This window comes from Brevibacillus sp. NL20B1 (assembly GCF_018195675.1).
Classification (GTDB): Bacteria; Bacillota; Bacilli; order Brevibacillales; family Brevibacillaceae; genus Brevibacillus; species Brevibacillus aydinogluensis.
The window spans coordinates 1-23,926 of sequence record NZ_JAGTPT010000039.1 but is presented as its reverse complement, the minus strand read 5'-3'; the positions used below and the strand labels follow the sequence as shown (position 1 = coordinate 23,926).

General features: G+C 55.5%; 19 protein-coding genes and 1 riboswitch. Of the genes, 3 read left to right on the top strand and 16 right to left on the bottom strand.

Going from position 1 to position 23,926, the window contains the following annotated elements:
* From KDN35_RS19160 to KDN35_RS19140, 5 genes are all read right to left on the bottom strand, one after another.
* On the bottom strand, positions 1-229 hold a 229-nt coding region (locus KDN35_RS19160), incomplete at its 3' end, for a hypothetical protein (protein WP_212133653.1).
* A 135-nt stretch (positions 230-364) separates the two neighbouring features.
* Positions 365-1,225, bottom strand: a complete 861-nt coding sequence (locus KDN35_RS19155) for a leucine-rich repeat domain-containing protein (RefSeq protein ID WP_212133652.1) — start codon at positions 1,223-1,225, stop codon at positions 365-367.
* Between the two features lie 458 nt (positions 1,226-1,683).
* Complete coding sequence (locus tag KDN35_RS19150) at positions 1,684-4,446, bottom strand: DUF4855 domain-containing protein (protein WP_249179208.1); 2,763 nt, start codon at positions 4,444-4,446, stop codon at positions 1,684-1,686.
* A 31-nt stretch (positions 4,447-4,477) separates the two neighbouring features.
* A complete protein-coding gene (locus tag KDN35_RS19145) occupies positions 4,478-5,635 on the bottom strand; it encodes a THUMP domain-containing class I SAM-dependent RNA methyltransferase (RefSeq protein WP_212133651.1) in 1,158 nt (385 codons plus the stop codon).
* 147 nt (positions 5,636-5,782) lie between these two features.
* Positions 5,783-6,679, bottom strand: coding sequence for a GNAT family N-acetyltransferase (locus KDN35_RS19140; RefSeq protein WP_212133650.1), 897 nt, complete (start codon positions 6,677-6,679; stop codon positions 5,783-5,785).
* A gap of 298 nt (positions 6,680-6,977) precedes the next feature.
* On the opposite strand from KDN35_RS19140, the gene KDN35_RS19135 reads away from it, so the two are divergent.
* Complete coding sequence (locus KDN35_RS19135; protein WP_212133648.1) at positions 6,978-7,622, top strand: thiamine diphosphokinase; 645 nt, start codon at positions 6,978-6,980, stop codon at positions 7,620-7,622.
* 16 nt (positions 7,623-7,638) lie between these two features.
* Here the strand turns inward: KDN35_RS19135 and KDN35_RS19130 are convergent, their stop codons facing one another.
* The 6 genes from KDN35_RS19130 to KDN35_RS19105 form a co-directional block, all read right to left on the bottom strand.
* Positions 7,639-8,340: a uracil-DNA glycosylase gene (locus KDN35_RS19130; RefSeq protein ID WP_171564005.1), complete on the bottom strand. Its 702-nt coding sequence runs from the start codon at positions 8,338-8,340 to the stop codon at positions 7,639-7,641.
* Between the two features lie 223 nt (positions 8,341-8,563).
* On the bottom strand, positions 8,564-9,847 hold the full coding sequence (locus tag KDN35_RS19125) for an MDR family MFS transporter (RefSeq protein WP_171564004.1): 1,284 nt from the start codon (positions 9,845-9,847) through the stop codon (positions 8,564-8,566).
* A gap of 287 nt (positions 9,848-10,134) precedes the next feature.
* Positions 10,135-10,722: an NAD(P)H-dependent oxidoreductase gene (locus tag KDN35_RS19120; protein ID WP_212133646.1), complete on the bottom strand. Its 588-nt coding sequence runs from the start codon at positions 10,720-10,722 to the stop codon at positions 10,135-10,137.
* A 13-nt stretch (positions 10,723-10,735) separates the two neighbouring features.
* The gene (locus KDN35_RS19115; protein WP_171564002.1) at positions 10,736-11,194 is read right to left on the bottom strand and encodes a hypothetical protein; all 459 of its coding nucleotides are present in this window, start codon (positions 11,192-11,194) and stop codon (positions 10,736-10,738) included.
* Between the two features lie 107 nt (positions 11,195-11,301).
* Complete coding sequence (locus tag KDN35_RS19110; RefSeq protein WP_171564001.1) at positions 11,302-11,895, bottom strand: TetR/AcrR family transcriptional regulator; 594 nt, start codon at positions 11,893-11,895, stop codon at positions 11,302-11,304.
* 255 nt (positions 11,896-12,150) lie between these two features.
* Positions 12,151-13,812 carry a glutamine--tRNA ligase/YqeY domain fusion protein gene (locus tag KDN35_RS19105; RefSeq protein ID WP_171564197.1) on the bottom strand — a complete coding sequence of 554 codons (1,662 nt, stop codon included), beginning with the start codon at positions 13,810-13,812 and terminating at the stop codon, positions 12,151-12,153.
* A gap of 393 nt (positions 13,813-14,205) precedes the next feature.
* Positions 14,206-14,295, top strand: a riboswitch (cyclic di-GMP riboswitch).
* Between the two features lie 252 nt (positions 14,296-14,547).
* Here KDN35_RS19105 and ggt point away from each other — a divergent pair.
* Entirely contained in the window at positions 14,548-16,170 is a 1,623-nt protein-coding gene (gene ggt / locus KDN35_RS19100; protein WP_230077854.1) for a gamma-glutamyltransferase, read from the top strand.
* Between the two features lie 95 nt (positions 16,171-16,265).
* The gene (locus tag KDN35_RS19095; protein ID WP_171563999.1) at positions 16,266-18,254 is read left to right on the top strand and encodes a methyl-accepting chemotaxis protein; all 1,989 of its coding nucleotides are present in this window, start codon (positions 16,266-16,268) and stop codon (positions 18,252-18,254) included.
* A 113-nt stretch (positions 18,255-18,367) separates the two neighbouring features.
* Here KDN35_RS19095 and KDN35_RS19090 read toward each other — a convergent pair whose 3' ends face one another.
* The 5 genes from KDN35_RS19090 to KDN35_RS19070 form a co-directional block, all read right to left on the bottom strand.
* Complete coding sequence (locus KDN35_RS19090) at positions 18,368-19,087, bottom strand: glycerophosphodiester phosphodiesterase (RefSeq protein ID WP_212133643.1); 720 nt, start codon at positions 19,085-19,087, stop codon at positions 18,368-18,370.
* A 14-nt stretch (positions 19,088-19,101) separates the two neighbouring features.
* On the bottom strand, positions 19,102-20,427 hold the full coding sequence (locus tag KDN35_RS19085) for an ABC transporter substrate-binding protein (RefSeq protein ID WP_212133641.1): 1,326 nt from the start codon (positions 20,425-20,427) through the stop codon (positions 19,102-19,104).
* Between the two features lie 49 nt (positions 20,428-20,476).
* Positions 20,477-21,304: a carbohydrate ABC transporter permease gene (locus KDN35_RS19080; RefSeq protein WP_212133638.1), complete on the bottom strand. Its 828-nt coding sequence runs from the start codon at positions 21,302-21,304 to the stop codon at positions 20,477-20,479.
* Positions 21,305-21,374: 70 nt separating this feature from the next.
* Positions 21,375-22,319: a carbohydrate ABC transporter permease gene (locus tag KDN35_RS19075; RefSeq protein WP_212133636.1), complete on the bottom strand. Its 945-nt coding sequence runs from the start codon at positions 22,317-22,319 to the stop codon at positions 21,375-21,377.
* The gene (locus KDN35_RS19070) at positions 22,319-23,386 is read right to left on the bottom strand and encodes an ABC transporter ATP-binding protein (RefSeq protein ID WP_212133634.1); all 1,068 of its coding nucleotides are present in this window, start codon (positions 23,384-23,386) and stop codon (positions 22,319-22,321) included. The genes KDN35_RS19075 and KDN35_RS19070 overlap by 1 nt, the downstream gene beginning before the upstream one ends.
* Positions 23,387-23,926 lie beyond the last annotated feature (540 nt).

Below are 23,926 nucleotides of genomic sequence, written 5' to 3'. Positions count from 1 at the left end.
CAGCATTCCAGTCAATCGGACAATCTTTACCGGTGTTTTTCAAATTGTCCAGCAGAGTACCAGGATCAACATTGTCGCCAAAGCTGTTGAAAATCATAGCGATTGACGTGATGTAGCAACCTTCGGAACGCATTGTTCCACCGCATGATGTAGTTTTACTTGCCCACTTACTGTCGAACTGCTTGAAACTCGTGGTGCCCAAATCACGGGAAAAAGTTTTAGTAGCCATAAGATTCAATCCTCCTCAATAGGTTTTGTAAATGCCGCGGCTCCTTACCGCTCACCTATTAAGGAAAAATAATGGTAAAAAAACAACCGTTCGGAAAAAAATTAAAAAACTTGATGTTTCTTAAAGAATCTAACACTATTCTTTCTCTAATATCGACTCTTGAGAACGTTGCACTTTTTTCGGTAAAAGATTTATGTCATCGATATTTTCAAGATCCGCTAATAAAAATTCGAGTTTAGCTAAATTCAACAATGGTTTTATAGAAGTCACTTTTGACCCACGTATATCAAGATATTTTAGGTTTTGTGATTGACTTAGCGATTCAAGATTATCAACCGATGTATTTCGCATTTGAAAGCGTTCTAAGTTAGAAAAGCTCTTTATTGAATCAATGCTGGTAATCGGATTATCTGAAACATCCAAGAAGGTTAATGTGCTTAGTGACTGAATGGGAGCAATGTCTGTAATCTTGTTATTCCTCAAGTTGAGGTATTGGAGTGAAGTCACATCTTGGAGAAAGTGCAAATCAGAAATGTCTCCATCTTCTAAAGAGAGACTTCGTAAGTTGTTAAATTGATCAAATGACGGCAATTGGTTCATTTGAACACCGGATAAGTTGAGCGTTTCAAGTTGCGGCAATTCTGCTAAAAAATTATAGTCTTTAATTTTGATGTGATCGATGTACAGATCTTTTAGATTTTTCATACCGGCGATGACTGAAAGATCATAAACATTGTTTTTTTGATCTTCTCCCAATTCTCCAACATTCAAATGCAACTCTTTTACTTTTGTAAAGTCCTCTTTTTCAATGGCATTCACTGGTTTACGTAACATTTGAGCAACGGCTTCTAAAACAAATGATGGAACGTTTTCTTCTATAGTTGTTTGACTGACAGAAGTTTGGCGAGAGGCAGAAGGATTTGAATCAGTTGGCGCACATCCTGTCAAATAGGTTGAAATGCCAATGATTAACAGAAGGGTTCCGAATTTCTTCAATGTTATCACTCCTTTCTGTTCCCTGAGTCTAACATAATTTCCCTGAATGGTAAATTAACCCATTTCTCTATAGCTTGCGCATTTAATGTATTAAGAGAGAATTCACGGAAACGCTTGTTGCTGGCCAACGAATACTCCCTCTCCGGCGTTGTCAGGCTCGATGGTGTCTCCACCATTCAAACACATAGAAGAAAACCAGCACGATCAGACTTGTCCACCAATGATCAGGGCTAATCTGATAGAGTATAACGCACATCGCCCCTCCATTGATCGGCCGAAAAATCCACTTCTTTTTAAAAATGTCATACAGGGAAGTGACAAGGATCAGCAAAAGCAGGAAAGGTACAAAATTTTCTTTAATCGTGACCACCTCCTACATGCACGTCCACTACGACAAACCTCCGCGGCTGTCATCACCACGGAGGTTTGTTGTTTCCCGTTTCCAGCGCGGCAATGCCCTACGGCATCACTTCCGGCAGAAAATACTCATTCCGGTCAAAACGGCCGCGCATCCACTTGTAGGTATCGTCGTAGATGCCCCGGATCACCGGATCGTCGCTGTTGGCCGCTTCCAAGAGCGTTTTGGAGCCAAAGTAGTAGGCGTGAATCCGGTTTTTATCCAGGCCCAGCTTGTGCGTTGCCACCAGTTGGTTGTAGTAGAGCTGGTAAAACTTAGGATCGCGGTACATCCGCTCGTCCCCTTCGATTTCCACGCCCATGTCGTACTTGTTCACTACGTCCAGGGTGCCTTCCAGGCGGTCGAGCTGCACCGGCTTGTCGCTGTAGTAGTTGGGCTGGAGGAACGCGTAGTCGAAGTAGAGCGATTTCCACTCGGCCAGCCCCGGCGCACCAAAGTACGGAATCCAGTAGAAGCGGAGCGCGTCGTCGTGCACGATGCCGGCCATGTGACGAATCAGCTCCCGCTCCTTGGGCGCGCTGTCATCAATCAGCTCGTGGAACCAGTAGATGCCCTCCAGCCTCAGATAGGCAAAACCGGCTTTGTCCCAGCGCTTTTTCAGCTCCCGGTAGTACCACTCCAGCGCCTGCTTGCGGTTTTCATACGCCTGCTCTTCGCCCACCTGGCGGGCGTTAAAGGAGAGGGACGGCTGCTTGTCGTCCAGACTGCCGAAGTCCATCTGGGATGGATTGGGATAAGGCAGGGCGAGCACGACGTTTTCCACCGTCGGTGTGCCGTACAACGTCCCCCGCAGGCGGTTGAACTCGCGCATCGCGTCGTTCAGCGCTTCCAGCTGCTGGCCGGTGCGGAACAGGTCATTCATGTATTCCTTCCAACCCTCTTTGGTTGAAGGCAGGATTTGATACGGCAAAAAGAGCACCGTGTCAAACATCTGGTCGACCATGTACCCGTCCTTGGTCAGATAGCCGACCATCGGCAGGAAATCTTCCTTCCGCCAGATGCCCCGCTCACCGTATGCACCGGAATAGGCCAGCAGCATGTTTTCCACGCGGCGGACCGTTTTATCCTCGACAACGGTCTGCTTTTGATTTTCCGGCGGCAGCAGGACGGACGGGCTCTCACCCCTGCTCAGATTGGTCCCCCACACTTCCAACTGGCGGGCAAAGGCAAACACTTTTACCGGGAACGAGACGCGGACGTATCGTGCCTCCACTTTCGGCAGCGTCACAGCAAGCGTGCGCACCACCACCGCTTCCTCCGCCGGCGATACGTCATGCTTCGCTTTACCGGCGTAATACCAGGCCCTGCCGTCTCGGGAAACTTCCACGTCCATCCATTCCGGCATGGTGATGCCCGAGCCTTTTTGCTGCTGGAACGTCAGGGTTACCCGCTCCAGCCGCTTTACCTCATCCAGGGCGACGGTCACTTTTCGCCCAAACAGACGGTAGTAACCGGTCCAGGTCTCCGACGGGGTCACCAATCCGCCTACCGGGCCGGGGTACTGTTTTTCCACCTGGGCGAAATAGGCATCGGGCTTGCCCATCGTCTGGACAGAGGTAAAGCTGCCCGGCGCGAAGTTGATCAGGCCATCTTCCTCTGCAGGTTGTGAGACAGGCTCTGATCCATCCCCGTCCTGATCAGCTGCGGCCGGTGTTGTGTCCGATCCGGTCTGATCGCCATCTACGCCATCGTCGGATTGGGCGGTTTCGGCCGGTTTGTTGGCTTCGCCCGCAGCCAGTTTGTCAGTCTCGCTCGCGCCAGCCTCAGCCTTTTTCTCCGCACCCGCAGCCGCCGTGTCCGCCTTCACTTCCCCTCCGGTTTCCTCCAGCTGTTTATCTGGCTCCACTGCATCCTGCGCCTGTGGCGCTGGCGCAGCGGTAATTTCCACGGGAATCTCCTTCGTGCGATACCCCACTGTCACGGTCAGCGTGCCCTTTCCGGGTGTGGGTCCGGCGACAAACGTGCCGTCCGGCAGCACGGTGCCCAATTCCGGCCGGTCAAAGGCAAAGACGGGGGAAAACGGCAAAGTCCCGACGGTTGGCGCCACTTCCACCCGTGTGCTGGTGCCCGTCATGACCGACAGCTTGGCCGCATTGAGCGTAAAATCGGCCTGTTCCGCCTGCTGGGAGCGAGCGTTCAGCACGCGCTCGGCGATGATCGCGGCATCGCCCCGGGTCACCGTCCCCTGCGGGCGGAATTTGCCGCCAGCTCCCTGCATCCAGCGCTGGGCGGTAACAGCAGTCACTGCTTGCCGGGCGTAGTCGGCAATTTCCTCCTCATCTGCATACGGTGCTGCGTCTGCGCTCTGCATCTGGCCGCCGCCCGCTTTCCACAGCCGTGTCAGCAGAACGGCCATCTCCTGCCGGGCTAACGGGTCGGCTGCTCCCAGCTTGCCATCGCTTCGTCCCTGCATCACCCCCAGCTCCGCCAGTGCGTAGACGTACGGAGCGTACGGGCTGTCCGCCGGCACGTCGGCAAACACCGCCTGTTTCGGCAGTTTCGGCTGCACGCCCATCACCTTGGCCAGCAGCACCGCCACATCCTGCCGGGTCATCGGCTTTTGCGGATAAAAGCGGTCCCCGCCCTGGCCGCTGATCAGCTGAACCGCAGCCAGCCGGTTGACAGCCTCCCGGGCGTAGCTGTTTTGCAAATCGGAAAAGCTCACGTTCTGCTCGTAGGGCAGTTCCCCACCCTGCTGCTCCGCTGCCGTCGCGGAACCAGCGGCCGCTGCGGCCTGAGTAAACAGCATCGACAGCGCCAGACAAACGGTCATTGCCCTGGCTGCCATACGCTTCAACACCATGTTTCCTCCTCCAACATATTGCTTCTCTGTATTACGCATCCGGCACAACCACTGCCGGACGAGGCGGTTTCGGGCCGAAAAACTGGTAGTAGTCCACCTTGATGTTGCCGTTGTACAATTTTCGCTTCTTGCTGGCCGTCCGGCCGAAATGCTTCTCAAACTGCTCGTCCGACGTCAGCACGTAAAACGACCACGTGTCCAGCGCGGAAAAAACCTCACCCATGTCGCGATACAACCGGGCTACCTGCTTCCAGTCGCCCAGCCGTTCGCCGTACGGCGGATTGCAGATCAGATAACCGTACTTGCGTTTGGTACGGACGTCGCGCACGTCCATGCGCTGGAAGTGAATCTGGTCCTCCACGCCCGCTTCGGCCGCATTGCGCCGCGCGACCCGCAGAATCTCGTCATCGATGTCCGTGCCGATGATCTCCAGCTTCTGGTCGTAGCGGGCCAGATCGTGTGTCTCCGCGCGGGCTTGCCGCCACACGGTCTTCGGGATATTCGGCCAGCTCTCGGAGACGAATTCGCGGTTCATTCCCGGAGCGATGTTCTGCCCGATCAGGGCGGCCTCAATCGGAATGGTTCCAGAACCGCAAAACGGGTCCATCAGGACGCGGTCCGGCTTCCAACGGGACAAGAGAATCATCGCCGCCGCCATCGTCTCTTTCAACGGCGCCGCGCCGATCAATCCGCGGTATCCCCGCTTGTGCAGCCCCGGTCCCGACGTGTCGATGGTCAAAGTGGCGACGTCCTTCAACAAGGCCACCTCGATTTTGTACATCGGCCCCTGCTCCTCGAACCAGTCCCGCTTGTACGTTTTTTTCAGGCTTTCCACCACCGCTTTTTTCACGATCGCCTGACAGTCGGGCACGCTGAACAGCGTCGATTTCACGGATTTGCCTTCCACCGGAAACGTTGCGTTTTCCGGGAGCCAGTCCGACCAGGGCAGCGCCTTGGTCTTCTCAAACAGCTCGTCAAACGTCGTCGCCCGAAACTCTCCCATTTTAAGACGCACGCGATCCGCCGTTCGTAACCACAAATTTGCCCGCGGTATCGCGGAAATGTCTGCCGTAAACGTCACCTTGCCGTTGTCCACCTTGACGTCTTCGTAGCCCAGCGCCCTTACTTCCTGGGCGACCACGGCTTCCAGGCCAAATGTCGCCGTGGCAATTAATTCTACTTTCTGCATGATACAATCTCCTGTCGTTCGGATATGGCAGGGTGAAACCCCTCTACTATATTACCCGATTTGACAGATGCGTTGGTCATGTTTGTCAAACAAAAGTCCTGTATCGAGACGGGTGACGCTTCACATGTCGACAAGAAGCCCAATCACCTAGCCGCCCTGCTCCATCTGACGGATCATGTATACCTGTTCGATGCCGGAGGGCTGAAACCCGGCCTGTTCCAGCACGCTCACCACCAGCTTGCAGGAGGCCGGCAGGTTGAAGGTAGAACGCGTGCAGGCCAGTTCCGGCGATCCCCACACATGGGCCAGCGCAAAACGAACGATCGCCTCCGCATCAGCCCGTCCGGGCAGGTACGCACACTGCCGCAATACGATAGCGGTCGGTTTGCCCGCCTCGTCCAGCGTCCGTTTGTAAAAGGCGTAACCGACTGTCTCGCCGTTCTCGTCTTCCACGAAGACCGCCTCTCCATCGCAAAGGCTGGGCCACTGGTTTTGCCACGGCACGTCCGCCTCGTAAAAGGAAAGCGCCGCCGCCTCCTGGGGAATGCCATGCCGCAGCCGGTAGGGGGCGGAAGTGACATCGCCAAACGGCCGATCCGTCAGCGCGTCGGTACGCTGCAAGAACAGCAGCCGGTCCGTCACCTCATAACCGAACTGCCGGTAGAGGGCGATCGCCTGCTCGTTTTGCCGGAACGCTTCCAGCGTCGCCAGCTCGACGCCCGCTTTGCGGTACAGGGCCAGCGTCTCCTCCATCAATCGGCGTCCAACGCCCTGCCGACGGTACGCCGCAGCAACGCCGGTGCCTCCGTTCCAGGCCGCTTTTTTCCCGTTGATGGTGCGAACGCCGCTGGCGACCAGACCGATCGGTTCCCCGTCCGCAAACGCAATCACAGACAGGGATGGTGCGTAATCCTCCCGTCCCAGCCGCTGCAGCAGACTTTTTTCCGTCATCGTCACCGGAACAAAATAGCCCTCAAACCCCCGGTTCCACGCCAGTGTGACCTCAGCCAGCGTGCATTGATTCATGCGCTTGACGACAATCATCGCTTCACCTTCCCGCAGTTGATAAAATGATTTTAATCGACAAAATCCAAAACATTCAATTATTTTCACTGGTATTGCATGACAGGCGATGACCGCCGGCAAGATCTTTCGCGAGGACCGTCTATGGGCAGGTGAAGCGGATGGGCTCATCTTCATTGGCACATCAGGGCGGGTCCATGATATTGTGGAAGAGAACCGTTTTCGGGCCCGGAACCCCTGATTGGGTAGGACGGGCCTGCTCCCAGGAAAAACGATCTGGGGATGACAAACGCAATCGACACGGAATGAGGAAAAAATCATGAGCAATCCAACACGAATCATCCTGTTTGCAGGAGGCAATCTGGGTGACTGGGCGCTTGAGGAAGTAGAGGCGGGTGACTGTCTGGTCGGTGTCGACCGGGGAGCGCTGTTTCTCATCCGCCACGGTCTTCGGCCCCGCCTGTCCATCGGCGATTTTGACTCGGTCACGCCTGAGGAGTGGGCGGAGATCAGCGCGCACAGCGAAGAAGTGCGCTCCTGCGACCCGGTCTTGAAAGATATGACCGACACGGAGATGGGCTTCGTCTGGGCACTGGATCAGGGCGCGCAGGAGATTGTCCTGACGGGGGCACTGGGGTCCCGTTTCGATCACACGCTGGCCAACGTTCACCTGTTGTGGAAAGGGCTGCGCAGCGGCGTACGCTGCCGGATCGTCGATGCTGCCAATGACATCATGCTCGTCGACCGCGAGCTGACCCTCGGCCCCAGCCGCTTTCCCCACATCTCGCTGCTGCCGCTCACCCCGGAAGTGACCGGCATTACCCTGTCCGGATTTCAATATCCGCTGGAACATGCGACGCTGCGCCTCGGTGACACGCTGGGCATCAGCAACGTGCTGACGGCCGACAGCGGGACAATCTCCGTCGCAAGCGGGTGCCTGCTTGTCATCCGCAGCAAGGATTAACGAAAACGCGCCTCGCTTACTGCTCTCCTGCGGCGGTTAGTTCCACCTGTAGGGGAAGCTGCCAGTCGATTTCGCCCAAGCCCTGCTCCCGCAAAAAGCGGTTGGCCCTGGAAAACGGCCGGCTGCCGAAAAAGCCCCGGTTGGCCGAAAACGGGCTTGGATGCGGGGATTGAATGACACAATGCTTTTGCTTGTCAATAAACGCTGCTTTTTCCTGCGCGTGACGCCCCCAGAGAATAAAGACCATCGGCGTTTCCCGCTCGTTTAGGACGGCAATGACCCGGTCGGTAAACTGCTCCCAGCCCATCCCCTTGTGCGAGTTGGGGCTGCCCGCGCGCACGGTCAGCACTGTGTTGAGCAGCAGGACCCCCTGTTTTGCCCAGCTAACCAGATAGCCGTGATTGGGGATGGCACAGCCCAGATCGCTCTGCAGTTCCTTGAAGATGTTTTGCAGTGATGGCGGAGGCGCAACCCCCGGTTTGACGGAAAAGCTGAGGCCGTGGGCTTGTCCCGGTCCGTGATACGGGTCCTGACCGAGAATCACCACTTTGGTTTCCCGGTACGGCGTCAGATGAAGCGCGTTGAAAATGTCGTACATGTCGGGATACACGGTGCGGCTTTGGTATTCCGCCTTCAGGAACTGCCGCAACTGCCGGTAGTACTGTTTTTCAAATTCGTCCGCCAGCAGTTCGGCCCAATCGTTGTGCAATATTGCCATATCCTTCACACCTTGCTTTTTCTTCTCCTTTGTCTACTGTATCAAAAAGAGACGGGTCCGGCGATAACTTTCCCCGAGCTGGCCGCTCCCTTCTCCCAGTGCGCGAATACACGCGAACGACGCAGGGGTACCGGACATCCAGCCAGCGGAACAATCAAACGCAACAGGGCACCCCTGGACAATCAAGGGCACCCTGTTGCGCTCCCCCGACATATCTACGGCACTACACAGGGAGCGGTGTATTGTGAGAAGCAGCGTCGGTCTCGTTTTTTTGCTGACGCTGTTTTAACACGTAGTGAAACAAGCAGAGCATGAAGATTCCGATCAGAACATAGAGTCCGCTCATCATCCAGGATGGCACAAGCACCCCGACCAGGATGCCGCCAGCGCCCAGAAGTCTTCCCCCATGACCAACCAGTCCGTACACCGCCATATAGGACCCCCTCGCTTCATCGTTCACCAGATCAGCGATTACGGACTGGCTTACCGGCGTCAACAACAATTCGCCGCATGTCACGACAAACACCGCCAGGAGCAGAATCCACAGCCCGTTGCTGCTTCCCAAGGCGGCGAAGCCAATCATGTACAAGAACACGCCTGTTCGCAGCACAAGGCTGTCCGAGAACCGTTTGATCCACTTCGTCACGAACAACATGCCCATGGCAACCAAAATAGTGTTCTCCGTCTGCATGATGCCAACCATTCTGATCCCGTCGATCTTGAGCGAAAACCAATTCGCCACGTTCAGAAGCTGGCTGCCAAACTCCTGCTGAAGACGAACAGCTATGTAATAGGTTTTCTGATTGAGCAGGGCGTTGCCCAACAACACTGCGAGACAAAAAAAGAGAAAAGTGCGATCCTTGGCCACGAGCCGATAGCTTTGCAGCAGATCCTTCCACACCGCCTTGTTTCTTACCTGTTCATTCCGCTTCGTTTGGTGCGATTCGGTCATAAACAAGACAAACATGATCAGCGTTAACACATGAACACAGGTGAACAGCAGAAACAATTCAAACCGGTGCGTTTGAAACAGAAAGCCGCCCCCCAGCGCACCGATCGACATGGCCAGGTTGATCGACCAGTAGTTCAAGCTGTAGACATACCGGCGATTCTCCTGATTCGTCACGTCGATGATCATGGCGTCCACGGCGGGAAACAGCATGCCGGTGCCGACGCTTTGCACCAGCAGCATCGCATAGGTGAGCCAGGCTGAATCGAGCCACTCGGAGTTGGCGATGGTCATGACGGAGTACGCCCCTAGCAGTACCGATTGCGACATGATCATCACTTTTCGCCGCCCGATCCTGTCGGCCAAAAATCCGCCGTAGAAGCTAATAATCACCGTGGTTATGACCGTTGACAGCATGAGAACCCCGGCGATCGCCTGCCCCAGTTTTTCCGTAAAGTATATCGACATAAACGGAAAAATCGTCGCACCGACCAAAATGCTTAAAAACCTTGTCAGCAGGCGCACCTTGATGTTGATGTGAAGGTCGCGAAATCTCATGGTTCCCCACCCCCTTTTGTCAAAATTTTATACACACATTATACACTAATTTATGGCAATTTCACCTGCATTTTCATTTTGGCGACGCATTGCAATCAAAGCCCGTGGTGTCATGTGTGATGGTGCCCGCTCGCTCTCTTGACGACCAGCAATAAGTCGATAGCGTCCGCTTCAAAACGCTAAGGGGAGGGGTAAACATCTGGGTGTTTCGAAGAAGTGAGACTTGTGCCACCTGTTTTCCTTGCCATTCGCCCGGGTATCGACCCAACGGGATAACCGAATCTTCATCATGATTCCCTGAGTCCAAAACGCACCTGATGATAGACGGATTCCAGCCATTTTTGACGCCGCTTTTGGCTGCTCCTCTTGACGCCGGCAAACATGAATCTCTTGACCTTTCGTATTCCGCAAAACGCGAGGATCGCATCTCTCATAATCTTCCATTCGACACTGCGGCGAACCAGTCTGACATACCATCCGGGAGAGTCAATCGTATAGAACACCCATGCCGATTTTCCGCTGAGCAATCCCTTTGGCACCATCCCCTCGTAGTGATAGGCGAATCCCGAAACAAACAAGCGATCAAAGAAGCCCTTAAGAATCGCCGGGACACCATACCACCAAACGGGATAAATGAAGATGAGATGATCGGCCTGCCGCACCAGCTCACGATAACGCGTCGTTTCCGGATCGTTCTTGAGTTCGCTGCGCCGGATGCTGTCATTGTACACCAGAACCGGCTGAAAGTTGTCCTGGTATAGATCGATAACCGTATACTGGTAGCCGGCCTCTTGCAGGCCGCGCTCCACTTCCTTCAAAATGGCGGCATTCAAACTCTTCGGGTTCGGGTGTGCGTAGACAATCAACACATTCATCTGGATACCTCCGTCAGAACGGCAGGATGACCAACAACACAGCCAAAACAAGAATGACGACCGAGAGAAACTCAACCCGCCGGTGTCCGGCACGCTGCTCGGCACTGCCGACAGCTTCAGCGCCAGCCTCATTAAGCCGCGTTTTCAGTGTCTGATCGATCAATAACTTTCCAAGCAAAGCCACAAAGATTGTAAGGATCAGGCCAACATGCCACCAGGAAAAAGCCAGCCCCGTAACAATACGCACGAGATCAACGACCGCCACGACAATGGCCGCCCACAAGGCAAATCGGTTGTATCGGTTCCACGCGTTGATTGAGAGCCCCTCAACGGTTTCAGCCAAATCGGGTTGTCCCGGCTTTGCCAAAATGGACAGTAAGAGAGGACGGACACCGGCGGCCATGACAACGCCTCCGCCCACGATCACTGTCAGTGCCAATCGTTCCATTGCGGCCAGAACCAGATTCAACATGAAAACACCCCCATAATTTTTTGGTTGTATGACCAACCAATACAGATAACAACGGCTCTATTGACACCACACACATACCTTTCAATCCTCGCGCGGTACGCGCACTGTCACGTCCGCTCACGTTCCGATTGCGATTGCAAGAATTGTTCGACCATTTGACCAAGGAATTGGTAAGCGCCTTCCAGGTCAAACTCCGAATCAACGAAAGACTGCAAGGCGAGCCCTTCGAAACAGGCGAACAAAATGGCGGACATCTCAGCCCCATTTGGCAGCGTTTTTCCTGCCACCGCTTGGATTGTTTCTTCGATTCCCTCCCTTCCCCTTGCGATAAGCTCTTTCACCCCGGACTGAATCGCGGGATTTCGCAAGCCAAGCACATACAATTCATATCGCAGCTTGTACCAATCGGCATTGCTCTTTATTCGCTCCAAAGACTCCGCCAGCGCAGCGTCGGCAAGTTTGTCTTCCGCAACTGTCTTCCGTAACTTTCTCATCTGTTGGCAGTACTCATTGGCTGCTTCTTTGACAACAGACACCAAAAGGTCTTCCTTGTTTGCAAAATGGTAGTGCACCAAGCCGGGCGACACGCCTGCCTCACGAGCAATGTCCTTAACGGAACTGTTTTCGTATCCCTTTTCGGCAAGAACCTTGTAAGCCGCTTCAATTAATTGGGCTCGCGTATTACCTGCTTTTGGTTTCATTCCAGATCACCATTCATTTTGATTGGTTGTACAACCAATATATCATCTGTGTAATTTTTCAATATATTCCATGGGAAATCCTGCCGTCCAAATGACATTTTTTCTTTAAAATTGTGACCGGAATCGAGCATATCCGGCCGCCCCTCTCAAAAAAATCCCCCGCTCAGGTGTGCTCATGCAGCACCCGGCGGGGGTCCCCAAGAATATGAAAAAAGCTGTTAACCGTGTTAACAGCTTTTCCATGTATGCGCGAATTTATCCCTTCTTCGGCAGTTCAAACGAACTTTTCAGCGAGACAATCCGGTTGAACACCAGTTTGTCCGGAGTCGTATACTTTGGATCGACGTTGAAGTAGCCGTGGCGGAAGAACTGGAACTTGTCGTGCGGCTTGCAGTCCTTCAGGTTGGGCTCGACAAAACCGTGCAGCGTTTCCAGCGAATTGGGATTGATGTTGTCCAAGAACGAATCGCCGTCTTCCTGCCCGTCCAGAATGAGCGGTTCATACAGGCGGAACTCCGCCGGAACGGCGTGTTTGGCGTCCACCCAGTGGATCGTCCCCTTCACTTTCCGGCCGGTGAACCCGGTGCCGCTCTTCGTTTCCGGGTCGTACGTACAGTGCAGTTCCACCACGTTCCCCTGTTCGTCCTTGATCACGTCGTGGCACTTGATGAAGTAGGCGTGCTTCAGCCGCACTTCGTTGCCCGGGAACAGGCGGAAGTACTTGCTCGGCGGATTTTCCATGAAGTCATCCTGCTCGATGTAAATCTCGCGGGAAAACGGGATTTGCCTGATGCCCATCTCGGGATTTTCCGGGTTGTTTTCCGCGTCCAGCATCTCCACTTGGCCTTCCGGATAGTTGGTAATGACCACTTTCAGCGGGCGCAGCACGGCCATCGTGCGCGGCGCCTTCAGCTTCAGGTCTTCGCGGATGAAATGCTCCAGCATCTTCGCATCCACCACGCTGTTGCTGCGGGAGACGCCGATTTCCCGCGCAAACGCCCGAATCGCTTCCGGCGTGTAGCCGCGGCGGCGCAGACCGGCGATGGTGGGCATCCGCGGGTCGTCCCAACCGTCCACGATTTTTTCGTCCACCAGCAATTTCAGCTTGCGTTTGCTCATCACCGTATTGGTCATGTTCAAACGGGCAAATTCATACTGCCGCGGCACGTGCTCCATCTCGCATTCGCGTACGACCCAGTCGTAAAGCGGACGGTGATCTTCAAACTCGAGCGAGCACAGCGAGTGGGTCACGCCCTCGATGGCGTCTTCCAGCGGGTGGGCAAAGTCGTACATCGGGTAGATGCACCACTTGTCTCCGGTGTTGTGATGGGTGGCATGGGCGATCCGATAGAGCACGGGGTCGCGCAGGTTGATGTTCGGCGAACTCATGTCGATTTTGGCGCGCAATACTTTTTCGCCGTCCTTGAACTCGCCGTTGCGCATCCGCTGGAACAGGTCCAGGTTTTCCTCCACCGAACGGTTGCGGTACGGACTCTCCGTGCCCGGCTCTGTCAGCGTCCCCCGCGTTTTGCGGATCTCCTCCGCGGAGAGGTCGTCGACGTACGCCTTGCCTTTTTTGATCAGCAACACCGCGCGATTGTACATTTCCTCAAAGTAGTCGGATGCGAAATGAAGACCATCCCACTCAAAACCCAGCCATTTGACGTCTTCCTTGATCGCTTCCACGTACTCGGTGTCTTCTTTCAGCGGATTGGTGTCGTCAAAGCGCAGGTTGGTTCTGCCATTGAATTCGTCAGCCAGCTCAAAATTCAGGCAGATGGATTTGGCATGACCGATATGGAGATACCCGTTCGGTTCCGGAGGGAAACGGGTCACGACTTCTTTCACTCGTCCCGCCTGCAAATCCTCAATGACGATGCTGCGGATAAAATTGGATGTTGCCGACTTGTTTTCCAATTGAATCAACCTTTCACTTCACCTTTACAATCAATAATACTGATTCCGCATCGAGAGTTCAACAAATCGGGCCGTGCCTCGTCCCGCCTTACCACAATGGGGCACATGCCGTCGCTGTTGACGGCCGCAGCCGATGTTCATTATTGAATTCAGCAGCTTGGATGTGCGCAGAAAGGTGCGCGCACGAAAAACATCCTCCGCCAAGTGCAGGGACATCGGACCATAGTCACAAAATCCGCAGATTTTTTTAATTTCCCCTTAAACATCGGGACGAATTTACCGATCTAATGAAATAGAAATGTGATTTTCCCAAGTCCATTGGACTGCCTGCACCGCGAGACGAATGAAGATGGTCTCATTTTACGCATTTTGAAAATTTACGACCACGCATTGATATCGAAACGGCAAACCCGGGGAAACCCGGCGACGCAAAGCTACAGGGGCTACCTCCGCCATGAGCGGACACGCCAGCCAGTTACCGAAGTATTGATGTAGGACAAACCGATGATCCTATGTCATCGGTCTTTTTTGTGTAAGCAGGCGGTTGCAGTCCATAGGGGGGAGGTGAGGCGCCAGAGCTACGTACCATCCAGCACAACTTGCTTTTACAACTAGACCAAAGGAGGAACGACTGTGAAAAGGTTCTGGAAAAAACTAGGCGCCCTGGGACTTGCCGGCGTTTTAAGCCTGTCCGCCTTCACACCTGCGGGCAATGCTGCACACCGTCCAACTTCCATGTCGCCGAATGGCATGGTTACCACTCCGCACTACCTGGCTACCGCCGCTGCACTGAAGACGCTGCAGGAAGGCGGTAACGCGGTCGATGCCGCGATCGCTGCGGCTTCCACACTGACCGTCGTCTATCCTCATTACACCAGCATCGGCGGGGACAACTTCTGGCTGATCTACAACGCAAAAACGAAAGAACTGCGCGCCCTGAACGGCAGCGGCCGTGCCGGGGAGAAAGCGACCATTGAGTTCTACAAGAGCAAAGGATACGAGAAAATCCCGTCCCGCGGTTATCTGGCCGCCAACACCGTCCCCGGAGTCGTTTCCGGCTGGTGGGAAGCGTACAACTACGCTCGCAAGGAAATGAGCGGCAGCAAGATTCCGTGGAGCAAACTGCTGGAGCCGGCGATCGAGTACGCGGAAAAAGGCTATCCCGTCTCCCCCAACCAGGTGTACTGGACCAAGTACGCGACCGATCCGACCGACAACGATCTGAAAAATCTGCAGCGCTTTGAAGAGTTCCGCAAAATCTACCTGAAACCCAACGGCGAACCGTATCAGGCTGGCGAAATCCTGAAGCAGAAAGACCTGGCGGAATCCTTGAAAATCATCGCCAAAAAAGGGGCCGACGGATTCTACAAAGGCGAAATCGCCAAGAAAATCGTCGAAGACATGCAGAAAAACGGCGGCTTGCTCACCCTGAAAGACTTTGAAAAACACACCGCTACGTGGGCAAAACCGATTTCCGTTGACTATCGCGGGTACAAGGCGTACAACGTACCGCCCAACTCGCAAGGAATGGCCTCGCTCTCCATTCTCAACATCCTGAACAACTTCGATGTGAAGAGCTTGGGCGAAGGCACTCCCGATTACTACCATGTGATTGTGGAAGCCACCAAGCAAGCCTTTGCCGACCGTGACAAATGGCTGACCGACCCCGAGTTTGCCGACATTCCGGTAGACTACCTGCTGTCCAAAGAGCACGGTCAAGAACTGGCCAAGCGGATCGACATGAAACAGGCAGCCCAAACGGTGGAGCCGCTCGATCCGAAAGGGGACACTGTATGGCTCGGCGTCGTCGACAAGGATGGCAACGCCGTTTCGATGATTCAAAGCCACTACTTCGACTGGGGCTCCGGCATCGTGGCCAAAGGCACCGGCATCCTGCTGCAAAACCGCGGCAGCTACTTCTCCCTGGATCCGAACCACATCAACCACCTGGAGCCGGGCAAACGCTCCTTCAACACCATCAATCCGGCGATGCTGTTTAAGGGAGACAAGCCTTACCTCCTCTACGGAACCCAAGGCGGAGAAGGACAGCCTCAGACCCAGGCCGCTCTGGTGACCCGCATTGTCGATTTTGGCTTCAGCGTACAGGACGCGATCGAAGCGCCAAGATGGCTGCACGGACGCAACTGGGGTGCTTCTTCCAACAACCTCAAGGTAGAAAGCCGAATTCCGCAAGCTGTTTTGGACGAACTGATCAAACGCGGTCACCCGGTTGAAAAACTGGAAGACGCCTACACCGATCAAATGGGCCAATCCGGAGCGATTCTGATCGATCCCGTCACCAACGTGAAGTTTGGCGGCGCCGATCCGCGCGGCGAAGGTGCAGCAATGGGATATTGATTCACTCCAGACTGCCGGGAGCATTCCCGGCAGTCTGAATGCTGTTACGCTTCAGGCGTGCATATAGGCCTGATTACAAAAGGAGGAATTCCCTCGTGTTTGTCTTCGGCAAACTTCGAAACAAACTGATTGTTTGGTTTCTTGTCGTAGCGATCATACCACTCATCGGCACCTCCCTGTATATCACCACCAGCAGCTCGGAAATCATCACGGACAAACAGCGGCAGTCCTACATCGACCTTGCCAAAAGCACCGCCGTCGCGATGGATCAATACCTGGACAGACGGATGACGGAGATTCAGGTGCTGGCCCGTTCATCGGATATTCAATCGACGGACGCTGCCGCGAAAAACCTGTTCATCCGCTCGTTTACCGAGGAAATGAAGATATTTGACGGCAACACCTTCATCTCTCCAGACGGAAAAGTTTCGGCCGACACGTTTCCGACAAGCGTCGGCATCGACTTGTCCGAACGGCCGTTTTTCAAGGAAGGAATGGCCGGAAAAGCCAGTTACTCCGACATCGTGATTGCCAAGACGACTGGCAAACGCTCCATTGTCGTCGCCTCTCCCGTCAAAAACCAAAACGGCCAAATTCTTGGCGTACTGACCGGTCTCGTCAACGTTGACCAGTTTACCGAAACCTTTCTGCAACATCTCAACCTTGGCAACGGCGGATACGCCATTCTCGTAGACAACAAAGGGCTGATTCAAGCCCATCCCAACGAAGAGCTGATCGGCAAAGCAGTGGAAGAAGCCGGCCTGCCGCAGGGGTTGGCCGAGTTCCTCAAACACGGCGGCAGCGAGACAGCCTCCTATACCTACACGGACGCCGGCAGCGAGTACATGGTTGCCTATGCGCCCATTGCAACGACAAACTACGGATTGTTCCTGCATATCCCGGTCCAATCCATTACGTCGGCTGTGTCCGCTCTCAACACCAACATCGCTGTCATCGTTCTCATCGTCAGCGTTCTCGTAATCGCACTTGCATTCGCCGTGTCGCTGCGGATCACGCGACCGATCATGGAAGTGGCCAGCGTGACCAAACGCATCTCCGATGGAGAACTGACGGTGGAGCCGCTCCGCATCCGCACGCAGGATGAAATTGGCCAACTGTCCCAGGCCGTAAACGCCATGGTGGATAATCTGCGCACCATCATCCAGCAGATGAACGCCAGCGCCGAAAATTTGGCAGCGTCCGCAGAGCAGCTGACCGTAAACGCCGAGCACACAAGCAAGGCCACCGAGCAGATTGCAACGACCATCCAGGAAGTGGCGTACGGCGCAGAACGGCAAGTGCAAAGCGTGGAGGAAAGCGTCCGTGCGATCCAGGACGTGTCCTCCGGTGTTCAGCAAATTGCCACCAATGCGGAAAACGCCGCAGATTCTGCCCTCAGGGCTTCGCAAATCGCGATCGACGGCAACCAGACCATCCAAACCGTCGCGAAACAAATGCAGTCCATCAACGAGACGGTCAACCAGATCGCCCTTATCGTCAAACGGCTGGGCGAAAGTTCCCAGGAGATCGGTCAAATTGTCCAGGTCATCACCGACATTGCCGAGCAGACCAACCTGTTGTCGCTTAATGCCGCCATCGAAGCAGCGCGTGCCGGGGAACAGGGACGGGGATTTGCCGTCGTGGCCAACGAAGTCCGCAAACTGGCGGAACAATCGGCCCAATCCGCTCAACAGATCGAACAGCTCATTCTGGCCATCCAGCAGGAATCGGACCTGGCCGTACAGTCCATGGAAAAAGGGACAAAAGAAGTGGCGCTCGGCCTCGAGGTCGTCAACGATGCCGGCAAATCGTTTGAACAGATTCAGTATTCGGTGACCCACACGGCCGACCAGATTCAGAAGGTAAAAGACCACTCCCGCCAGATGACCGCAGGTACGGAACAGGTGGTTCAGTTGGTCACGCAAATTGCCGAAGTGGCGGAAAGCTCCGCAGAAGGAACGCAAAGCGTCTCCGCCGCCACCGAGGAGCAGTTGGCCTCCATGGAGGAAGTCACGTCTTCTGCCAGCTCGCTGGCGAGAATCGCCGAAGAGCTGCAGGCTCACGTCAAACGCTTCAAGATATAAGCACAACAAAAAGGCACCCGTTTTGCGGTGCCTTTTTTGCTGCCGGCTGTACCGAATGAAACAGCGGCCACGAGGGAGTGTCCTCACAGCCGCTGTTGTTAGTTATAGTGCGCTCAGCGAAGGGCCAGCATGCGGTCCGGATGGTTGGTGCAGATTTGCACCTGCGGATGCCACTCCATGATTCTGCGGATAGCGTCCGGGTCGTCCACCGTCCAGGCGATGACGCCAACCCCCTCATTGATTGCCTCGCAGGCCAATTCCCGGGTGAGAAACGGATAGGACATGGAGAGCACATCTGCTCCCGCCTGCCGCAGTTGTTCCAGGATCATGATCGGCCGTCCGTAGACGATCAGCCCGGTCTTGACGTCAGTGTCCAGCTGCCGCACCTGCCGGATGAGCTCGTGGTCAAACGAGGTGAGGTACACATCCTGCTTCATCCCGTGCCGATCCAGCAGCGTCAGCACGCGTTCCGCCAGTCCGGGATGCATGTCGGCCGCCGTTTTCAGCTCAATGTTCAGTGTGCATCGTCCCTTCACGGCAGCCAGCACCTCTTCCAGCGTGGGAATCGGTTCGCCGGCAAAGCGCTCATCAAACCAGCTCCCTGCATTAAGCTCCCGCAGTTCCGCCAGCGTCAGATCCTGCACCCGTCCGCTGCCGTTCGTCGTCCGCTCCAGTGAAAAATCGTGGAACAGAACCGGCACGCCATCCCTGGAAAGCTGCACGTCCACCTCAATCGCGCCAATGGCCGGTTCCGCCAGCGCAAGCTCAATCGCCTTCATGGTGTTTTCGGGCGCCTTGCCCGACCAGCCGCGATGCGCCATGCAAACGTTCATGCAACATCACCTCATTACTTTTTCAGTAGTTTCTCGCCTTTTTCCACAACCTTGGCAATCGCCTCGCCCACGGTCGCCTGGTTCAGCACCGCCCGCTGAATCTCCGTCATGATGACTTCCTGCAGTTCCTTATAGCCGGGAACCATCGGACGCGGTTGGGCATACTCCAATTGTTTGACCGCCACCTGAAAGTTTGGCTCTTTCTGGTATGCTGCTTTCATCTCGTCCGACTCGACCGCTTCCTTCGTCACCGGCATGTACCCGGTTTCCAGCGACCAACGTATTGTCTGCGGCGTATCCGTCATCCATTTGATAAATTCCCATGCCGCCTTTTTCTCCTGATCCGAAGACTTGGCCAGCATCACCAGGTTGGCGCCGCCAGTCGGCACCCCATAATCCTTATTGGCCGGCAGAAACGCCGCCCCTACTTCAAACGCGGCGCTCTCCTTGAGCGCGTGCAGGTCTCCGGTCGATGTAAAAATCATGGCCACCTGCTGGTTGAGGAAATCCTGCTTGGCCACGTCCCAGGCGTTGTATTTTTCGCCCGGCGGAGCCTTCATCACCCCTTCCTTCAGCAGGCTGATCCAGAACTCCAACGGCGCCTTTCCCGCTTCGTTGTCGAGCGCCACGCTCTTGCCGTCTTCGCTCAGGATATTTCCGCCGCTCTCAAAGACCAGCGCTTCGTAGAACCAGATGTCGATCGGCGTGGAGAAGCCGTAGGTCTTCGTCTTGCCCCCCTCTTTTTTGGTCAGGGCCTTGGCGTACTGGCGCAGTTCCTCCCATGTCTTTGGACCGTCGGGATTCAATCCGGCCGCTTTCAGCATGTCCCGGTTGACGTACAAGAGCGGGGTCGAACGGTTGAACGGCACGGCGTACAGTTTGTCGTTCCAGTAGGAGTTGCCCATCAGGCCGGGAATGTATTTGTTTTCCTCCCCGTTCACGTAGGCCCCCAGGTCCTGCAGCACCTTGGCATCGGCAAACGCGCCCACCGATGCGATCTCCACCATCGTCACGTCGGGCTGGTTTCCGGCTGAGACGGCAGCCAGCACCTTGGCGTGGTTTTCATAGTAGCTGCCTTGATAGGACGGCTTGACGACGATGTCTTTGTGCGTGTCGTTGAATTGTTTGACCATCTCTTCGATCACTTCACCGTTGCGGCCGCCCAGCGCGTACCAAAAGTCGATTTCCACGGGCTTTCCGGCATCGGCTGTCTGCTGCTGGCCGCCGCTTCCGGTACCGGACTGCTGGCCGCCAGCCGCCTCCTGCTTGCCGCTGCACCCGGCCAGTACGGCCGTCACGCTCAATACACAAGCCAATAAGGATACGCGGATCTTTTTCACAATGCATGCCTCCTCTTTCTTTTCAGGAAGGAACGCGGGTTTTCCTTTTTTATTTGGATGAATAGACAAACGCGCTGATGATGTGCCGCTGGGCGATGAAAAAGATCGCCAGGACCGGCAGCACGAGGATCATGTTGCCCGCCATGATGACGTTCCAGAGTTTGCCGCCTTCCGCCGCCTTCAGCATGGAGATGCCGATTGGCAGCGTCCGCACGGTGTCGCTGTTGGTCATGATCAGCGGCCAAAAGTAGTCGTTCCAGTGATAGATGAAGCTAAACAGCCCGAACGTGACCAGCACCGGCTTGGCCATCGGCACCATGATCGTCCACATGATCGTCCACTCGGAGGCATTGTCCAGCCGGGCGGCTTCGATCACCTCATCGGGCACCTGCATGAAACACTGGCGGAGCAAAAAAATCCCAAAGGCGCTCGCCCCGTACGGCAGAATCAGCGCCCACAGCGTATTCACCAGCCCCCAGTGGCTCATTTCCACATAGACCGGCAAGAAGACCACCTGAGGGGGAATCATCAAGGCGATCAGGGTCAGGCCAAACAGCAGGTTCCGCCCGCGAAACCGGTAGCGGGCAAAGGCGTACGCGGCCGGCACACCCGTCAACAGCTGCAGGACGAGAATCCCCGCCGCCACGAGAAAACTGTTCCAGACGTAGGTGAGAAACGGTCCCGATTCCCACGCGATGCGGAAGTTCTCCAAATGCCACGACTCCGGCCACCAGGTAGGCGGGAACCGGTACACCTCCGGCATCGTCTTGAACGCGGTCAAAAACATCCAGAGAAACGGAAACACAAAGATCAGGGAAACGACGGCGAGAAGCGCCCACTCCACCGCTTTCCACGCCGCACGTCCCGCATGTCTCATACAACCTCCTCCTCCCTCTCGGCGATCCTGGGGCGAATTCGCTGCCACACTTGGCCGGATCAGGGGCCCGTCAGCGGTAGTGGACCCGTTTTCCCATCAGGCGGAAATGCAGCAGTGTCAACAATCCGACCATCCCCAGCAGGACGACGGACGCAGCGGAAGCGATGCCGCCGTTGTAGAAATCCATGCCCTGCTCGTAAATGTAGAAAACCAGCATGTTGGTGCTGTTGACCGGACCGCCCTGGGTCATGATGTAGATCGTGTCAAACACCTGAAACGATGAGATCGTATTGATCACCAACAAAAAGAACAGCGTGGGCGACAGCATCGGAACCGTAATGCGGAACAGGGTGCGCCACCACGGAGAGCGGTCCAGGGCGGCCGCCTCGTAGATGTCACGGGGAATGCTTTGCAGCCCCGCGATGAAGACCACCGTGTTGTAGCCGATCCCTTTCCAGAGGCTGACCACGATCAGCGACACCAGCGCGCTTTTCGTGTCAGACAGCCAGGTGTACGCCGGCAGTCCGGCGAATTCCAACAGGGCGTTGAGCAGACCGTACTGCGGGTCCATCAGCCACATCCAGAGCATCGAAATCGAGACGAGCGAGACGATGTGAGGGCTGAACACCGCCGCCTGCACCAGACCGTACACCCTGGCCTTGCGGTTGAGCCACAGCGCGAGAAAAAACGAAATCACAATGCCGAGCCCCACTGTGGCGAATGTGTACATCAATGTATTGGCCAGCACCTGACGAAAATCGGCGTCCTTCCACAGCTCGGCAAAGTTGTCCAGCCCCACCCATTCGATCTCCTCCAGGTTGAGCAGCGACCAGTCGTGAAAGGACAAGTAGATTACATACGCGATCGGAAAGAAGAAAAAGGCGAAAAAAAACAGCAGGGCCGGCGCGATGTACAGGTACGGACGAATCCGCTCAGCGAAGAAAAATCGGGCTGCCGGCAGCGTCCCCGCCGATTGCGCGTTCGCCACTTCTTGGACAGCGACCGTTTTGCGCATCAGACCACTCCTCCCGCCAGCGAATGGTTCTGCGTCCGTCCCTCCAGCCGCCCCAGCCGTTTCCCGGTCGCGCGGTCAAACACGTGAATGTGCGCCAGCGGCACCGACACCAGCACCGCTTCGCCGATCTCCGCCATCCGCTCCGTTTCCGCCTTGACCACGACGCGTCCTCTCGTCGTTTCCACGTGGTACAGCGCGTCCGAACCGAGGATTTCCCGTGACATGATAATGCCGTCGAGCGACCATGCCGTTTCCGCCGGGACCGCCGACACGCTGCCCGGCAGGAGGACGGCCATTTCCGGGCGAAACCCCCACAAGTATTCCGCCCTCCCGTCCGCCGGGACGACGTTCATCGCGGGTGAGCCGATAAACTGGGCGACGAACAGGTTGGCTGGTTCCCGATACAGCTCCATCGGCGGCGCCACCTGCATGATCGCACCCTCGCTCATGACGACGATCTGATCGCCCATCGTCATCCCTTCCACCTGGTCGTGGGTGACGTAGATAAAGGTGGTGCCGAGCCGTTTGTGCAGGCTGGTCAGCTCCACCCGCATCTGGTTGCGCAGCTTGGCGTCCAGGTTGGACAGCGGTTCATCCATCAGAAACACCTGCGGTTTTTTCACCATCGCACGGGCCAGTGCGACGCGCTGCCGCTGTCCGCCGGAGAGCTCCGAGGGCTTCCGCTTGAGATACGGTCTCAGTCCGACTACGTCCGCGATTTCTTCTACCATCGTCCGGCAGTCATTTTTCGAGCACCCCTGGTTGCGTAGGCCAAACGCGATGTTGTCGTAGACGTTCATCGTCGGATAGAGCGCGTAGTTTTGAAACACCATCGCCACGTCCCGTTTACCGGGCGGCAGATGATTGACCGGCTGGTCGCCGATCAGGATGTCCCCGTCCGTGACGCTCTCCAGCCCGGCAATCATCCGCAGCGTGGTCGATTTTCCGCACCCTGACGGTCCGACCAGCACGGTAAAGGAACCGTCCGGTATCAACAGGTTCAGCCCTTTGACCACCGTCTGGCCGTGAAATGTTTTCGTTACCTGCCTCAATATCACTCGTGCCATCTGGCTCCATTCCCTCCCAGTGCCCTCAACTCCCGTCGTTCACTTGACAATTTCGATGGTACCGTTGGAGAGTTAAGGAAACGTGAAGCACGTATTAACGTTGGGCCAGGGTTTTGTAAAGGAGTGCCCGATGTAAAAAAACGCCCGAATCTCGCATTCGGGCGTTTCAGCGTGTAGACAAAGTCCGTGGTGCATGGGTAATGGGGCCCACTCGCTCTCTTGACGACCAGCAACGAAGTCGATAGAGTCCGCTCCAAAACGCGACGCGGGCAGGGGGCAAACATCTGGGTATTTCGACGAAGTGAGACTTGTGCCCCCTGTATTCCCCGCGTCTTGCGTCTTTTCGCTTTGCAGGTCGTCAAAGGAGCTCGCTTTGCCCCATCACCCCATGCCATGTACTTTTTCTCCACCTTCGGTTGATTAATGTGCAGGCCTTGCGGCCTGGAAACGATGGGAAGATCGGTTCCTTGGGAAACTACATCATAATAAAAGCAGTTTGTCTTCAGTCTGAAACGCCCGAATCTCGCATTCGGGCGTTTC

Coding starts and splice junctions, on each gene's coding strand:
- KDN35_RS19150 (WP_249179208.1), bottom strand. CDS start 4,446: ATGGTGTTGAAGCGTATGGCAGCCAGGGCAATGACCGTTTGTCTGGCG.
- KDN35_RS19145 (WP_212133651.1), bottom strand. CDS start 5,635: ATGCAGAAAGTAGAATTAATTGCCACGGCGACATTTGGCCTGGAAGCC.
- KDN35_RS19140 (WP_212133650.1), bottom strand. CDS start 6,679: ATGATTGTCGTCAAGCGCATGAATCAATGCACGCTGGCTGAGGTCACA.
- KDN35_RS19135 (WP_212133648.1), top strand. CDS start 6,978: ATGAGCAATCCAACACGAATCATCCTGTTTGCAGGAGGCAATCTGGGT.
- KDN35_RS19130 (WP_171564005.1), bottom strand. CDS start 8,340: ATGGCAATATTGCACAACGATTGGGCCGAACTGCTGGCGGACGAATTT.
- KDN35_RS19125 (WP_171564004.1), bottom strand. CDS start 9,847: ATGAGATTTCGCGACCTTCACATCAACATCAAGGTGCGCCTGCTGACA.
- KDN35_RS19120 (WP_212133646.1), bottom strand. CDS start 10,722: ATGAATGTGTTGATTGTCTACGCACACCCGAACCCGAAGAGTTTGAAT.
- KDN35_RS19115 (WP_171564002.1), bottom strand. CDS start 11,194: ATGTTGAATCTGGTTCTGGCCGCAATGGAACGATTGGCACTGACAGTG.
- KDN35_RS19110 (WP_171564001.1), bottom strand. CDS start 11,895: ATGAAACCAAAAGCAGGTAATACGCGAGCCCAATTAATTGAAGCGGCT.
- ggt (WP_230077854.1), top strand. CDS start 14,548: ATGTCGCCGAATGGCATGGTTACCACTCCGCACTACCTGGCTACCGCC.
- KDN35_RS19090 (WP_212133643.1), bottom strand. CDS start 19,087: ATGAACGTTTGCATGGCGCATCGCGGCTGGTCGGGCAAGGCGCCCGAA.
- KDN35_RS19080 (WP_212133638.1), bottom strand. CDS start 21,304: ATGAGACATGCGGGACGTGCGGCGTGGAAAGCGGTGGAGTGGGCGCTT.
- KDN35_RS19075 (WP_212133636.1), bottom strand. CDS start 22,319: ATGCGCAAAACGGTCGCTGTCCAAGAAGTGGCGAACGCGCAATCGGCG.
- KDN35_RS19070 (WP_212133634.1), bottom strand. CDS start 23,386: ATGGCACGAGTGATATTGAGGCAGGTAACGAAAACATTTCACGGCCAG.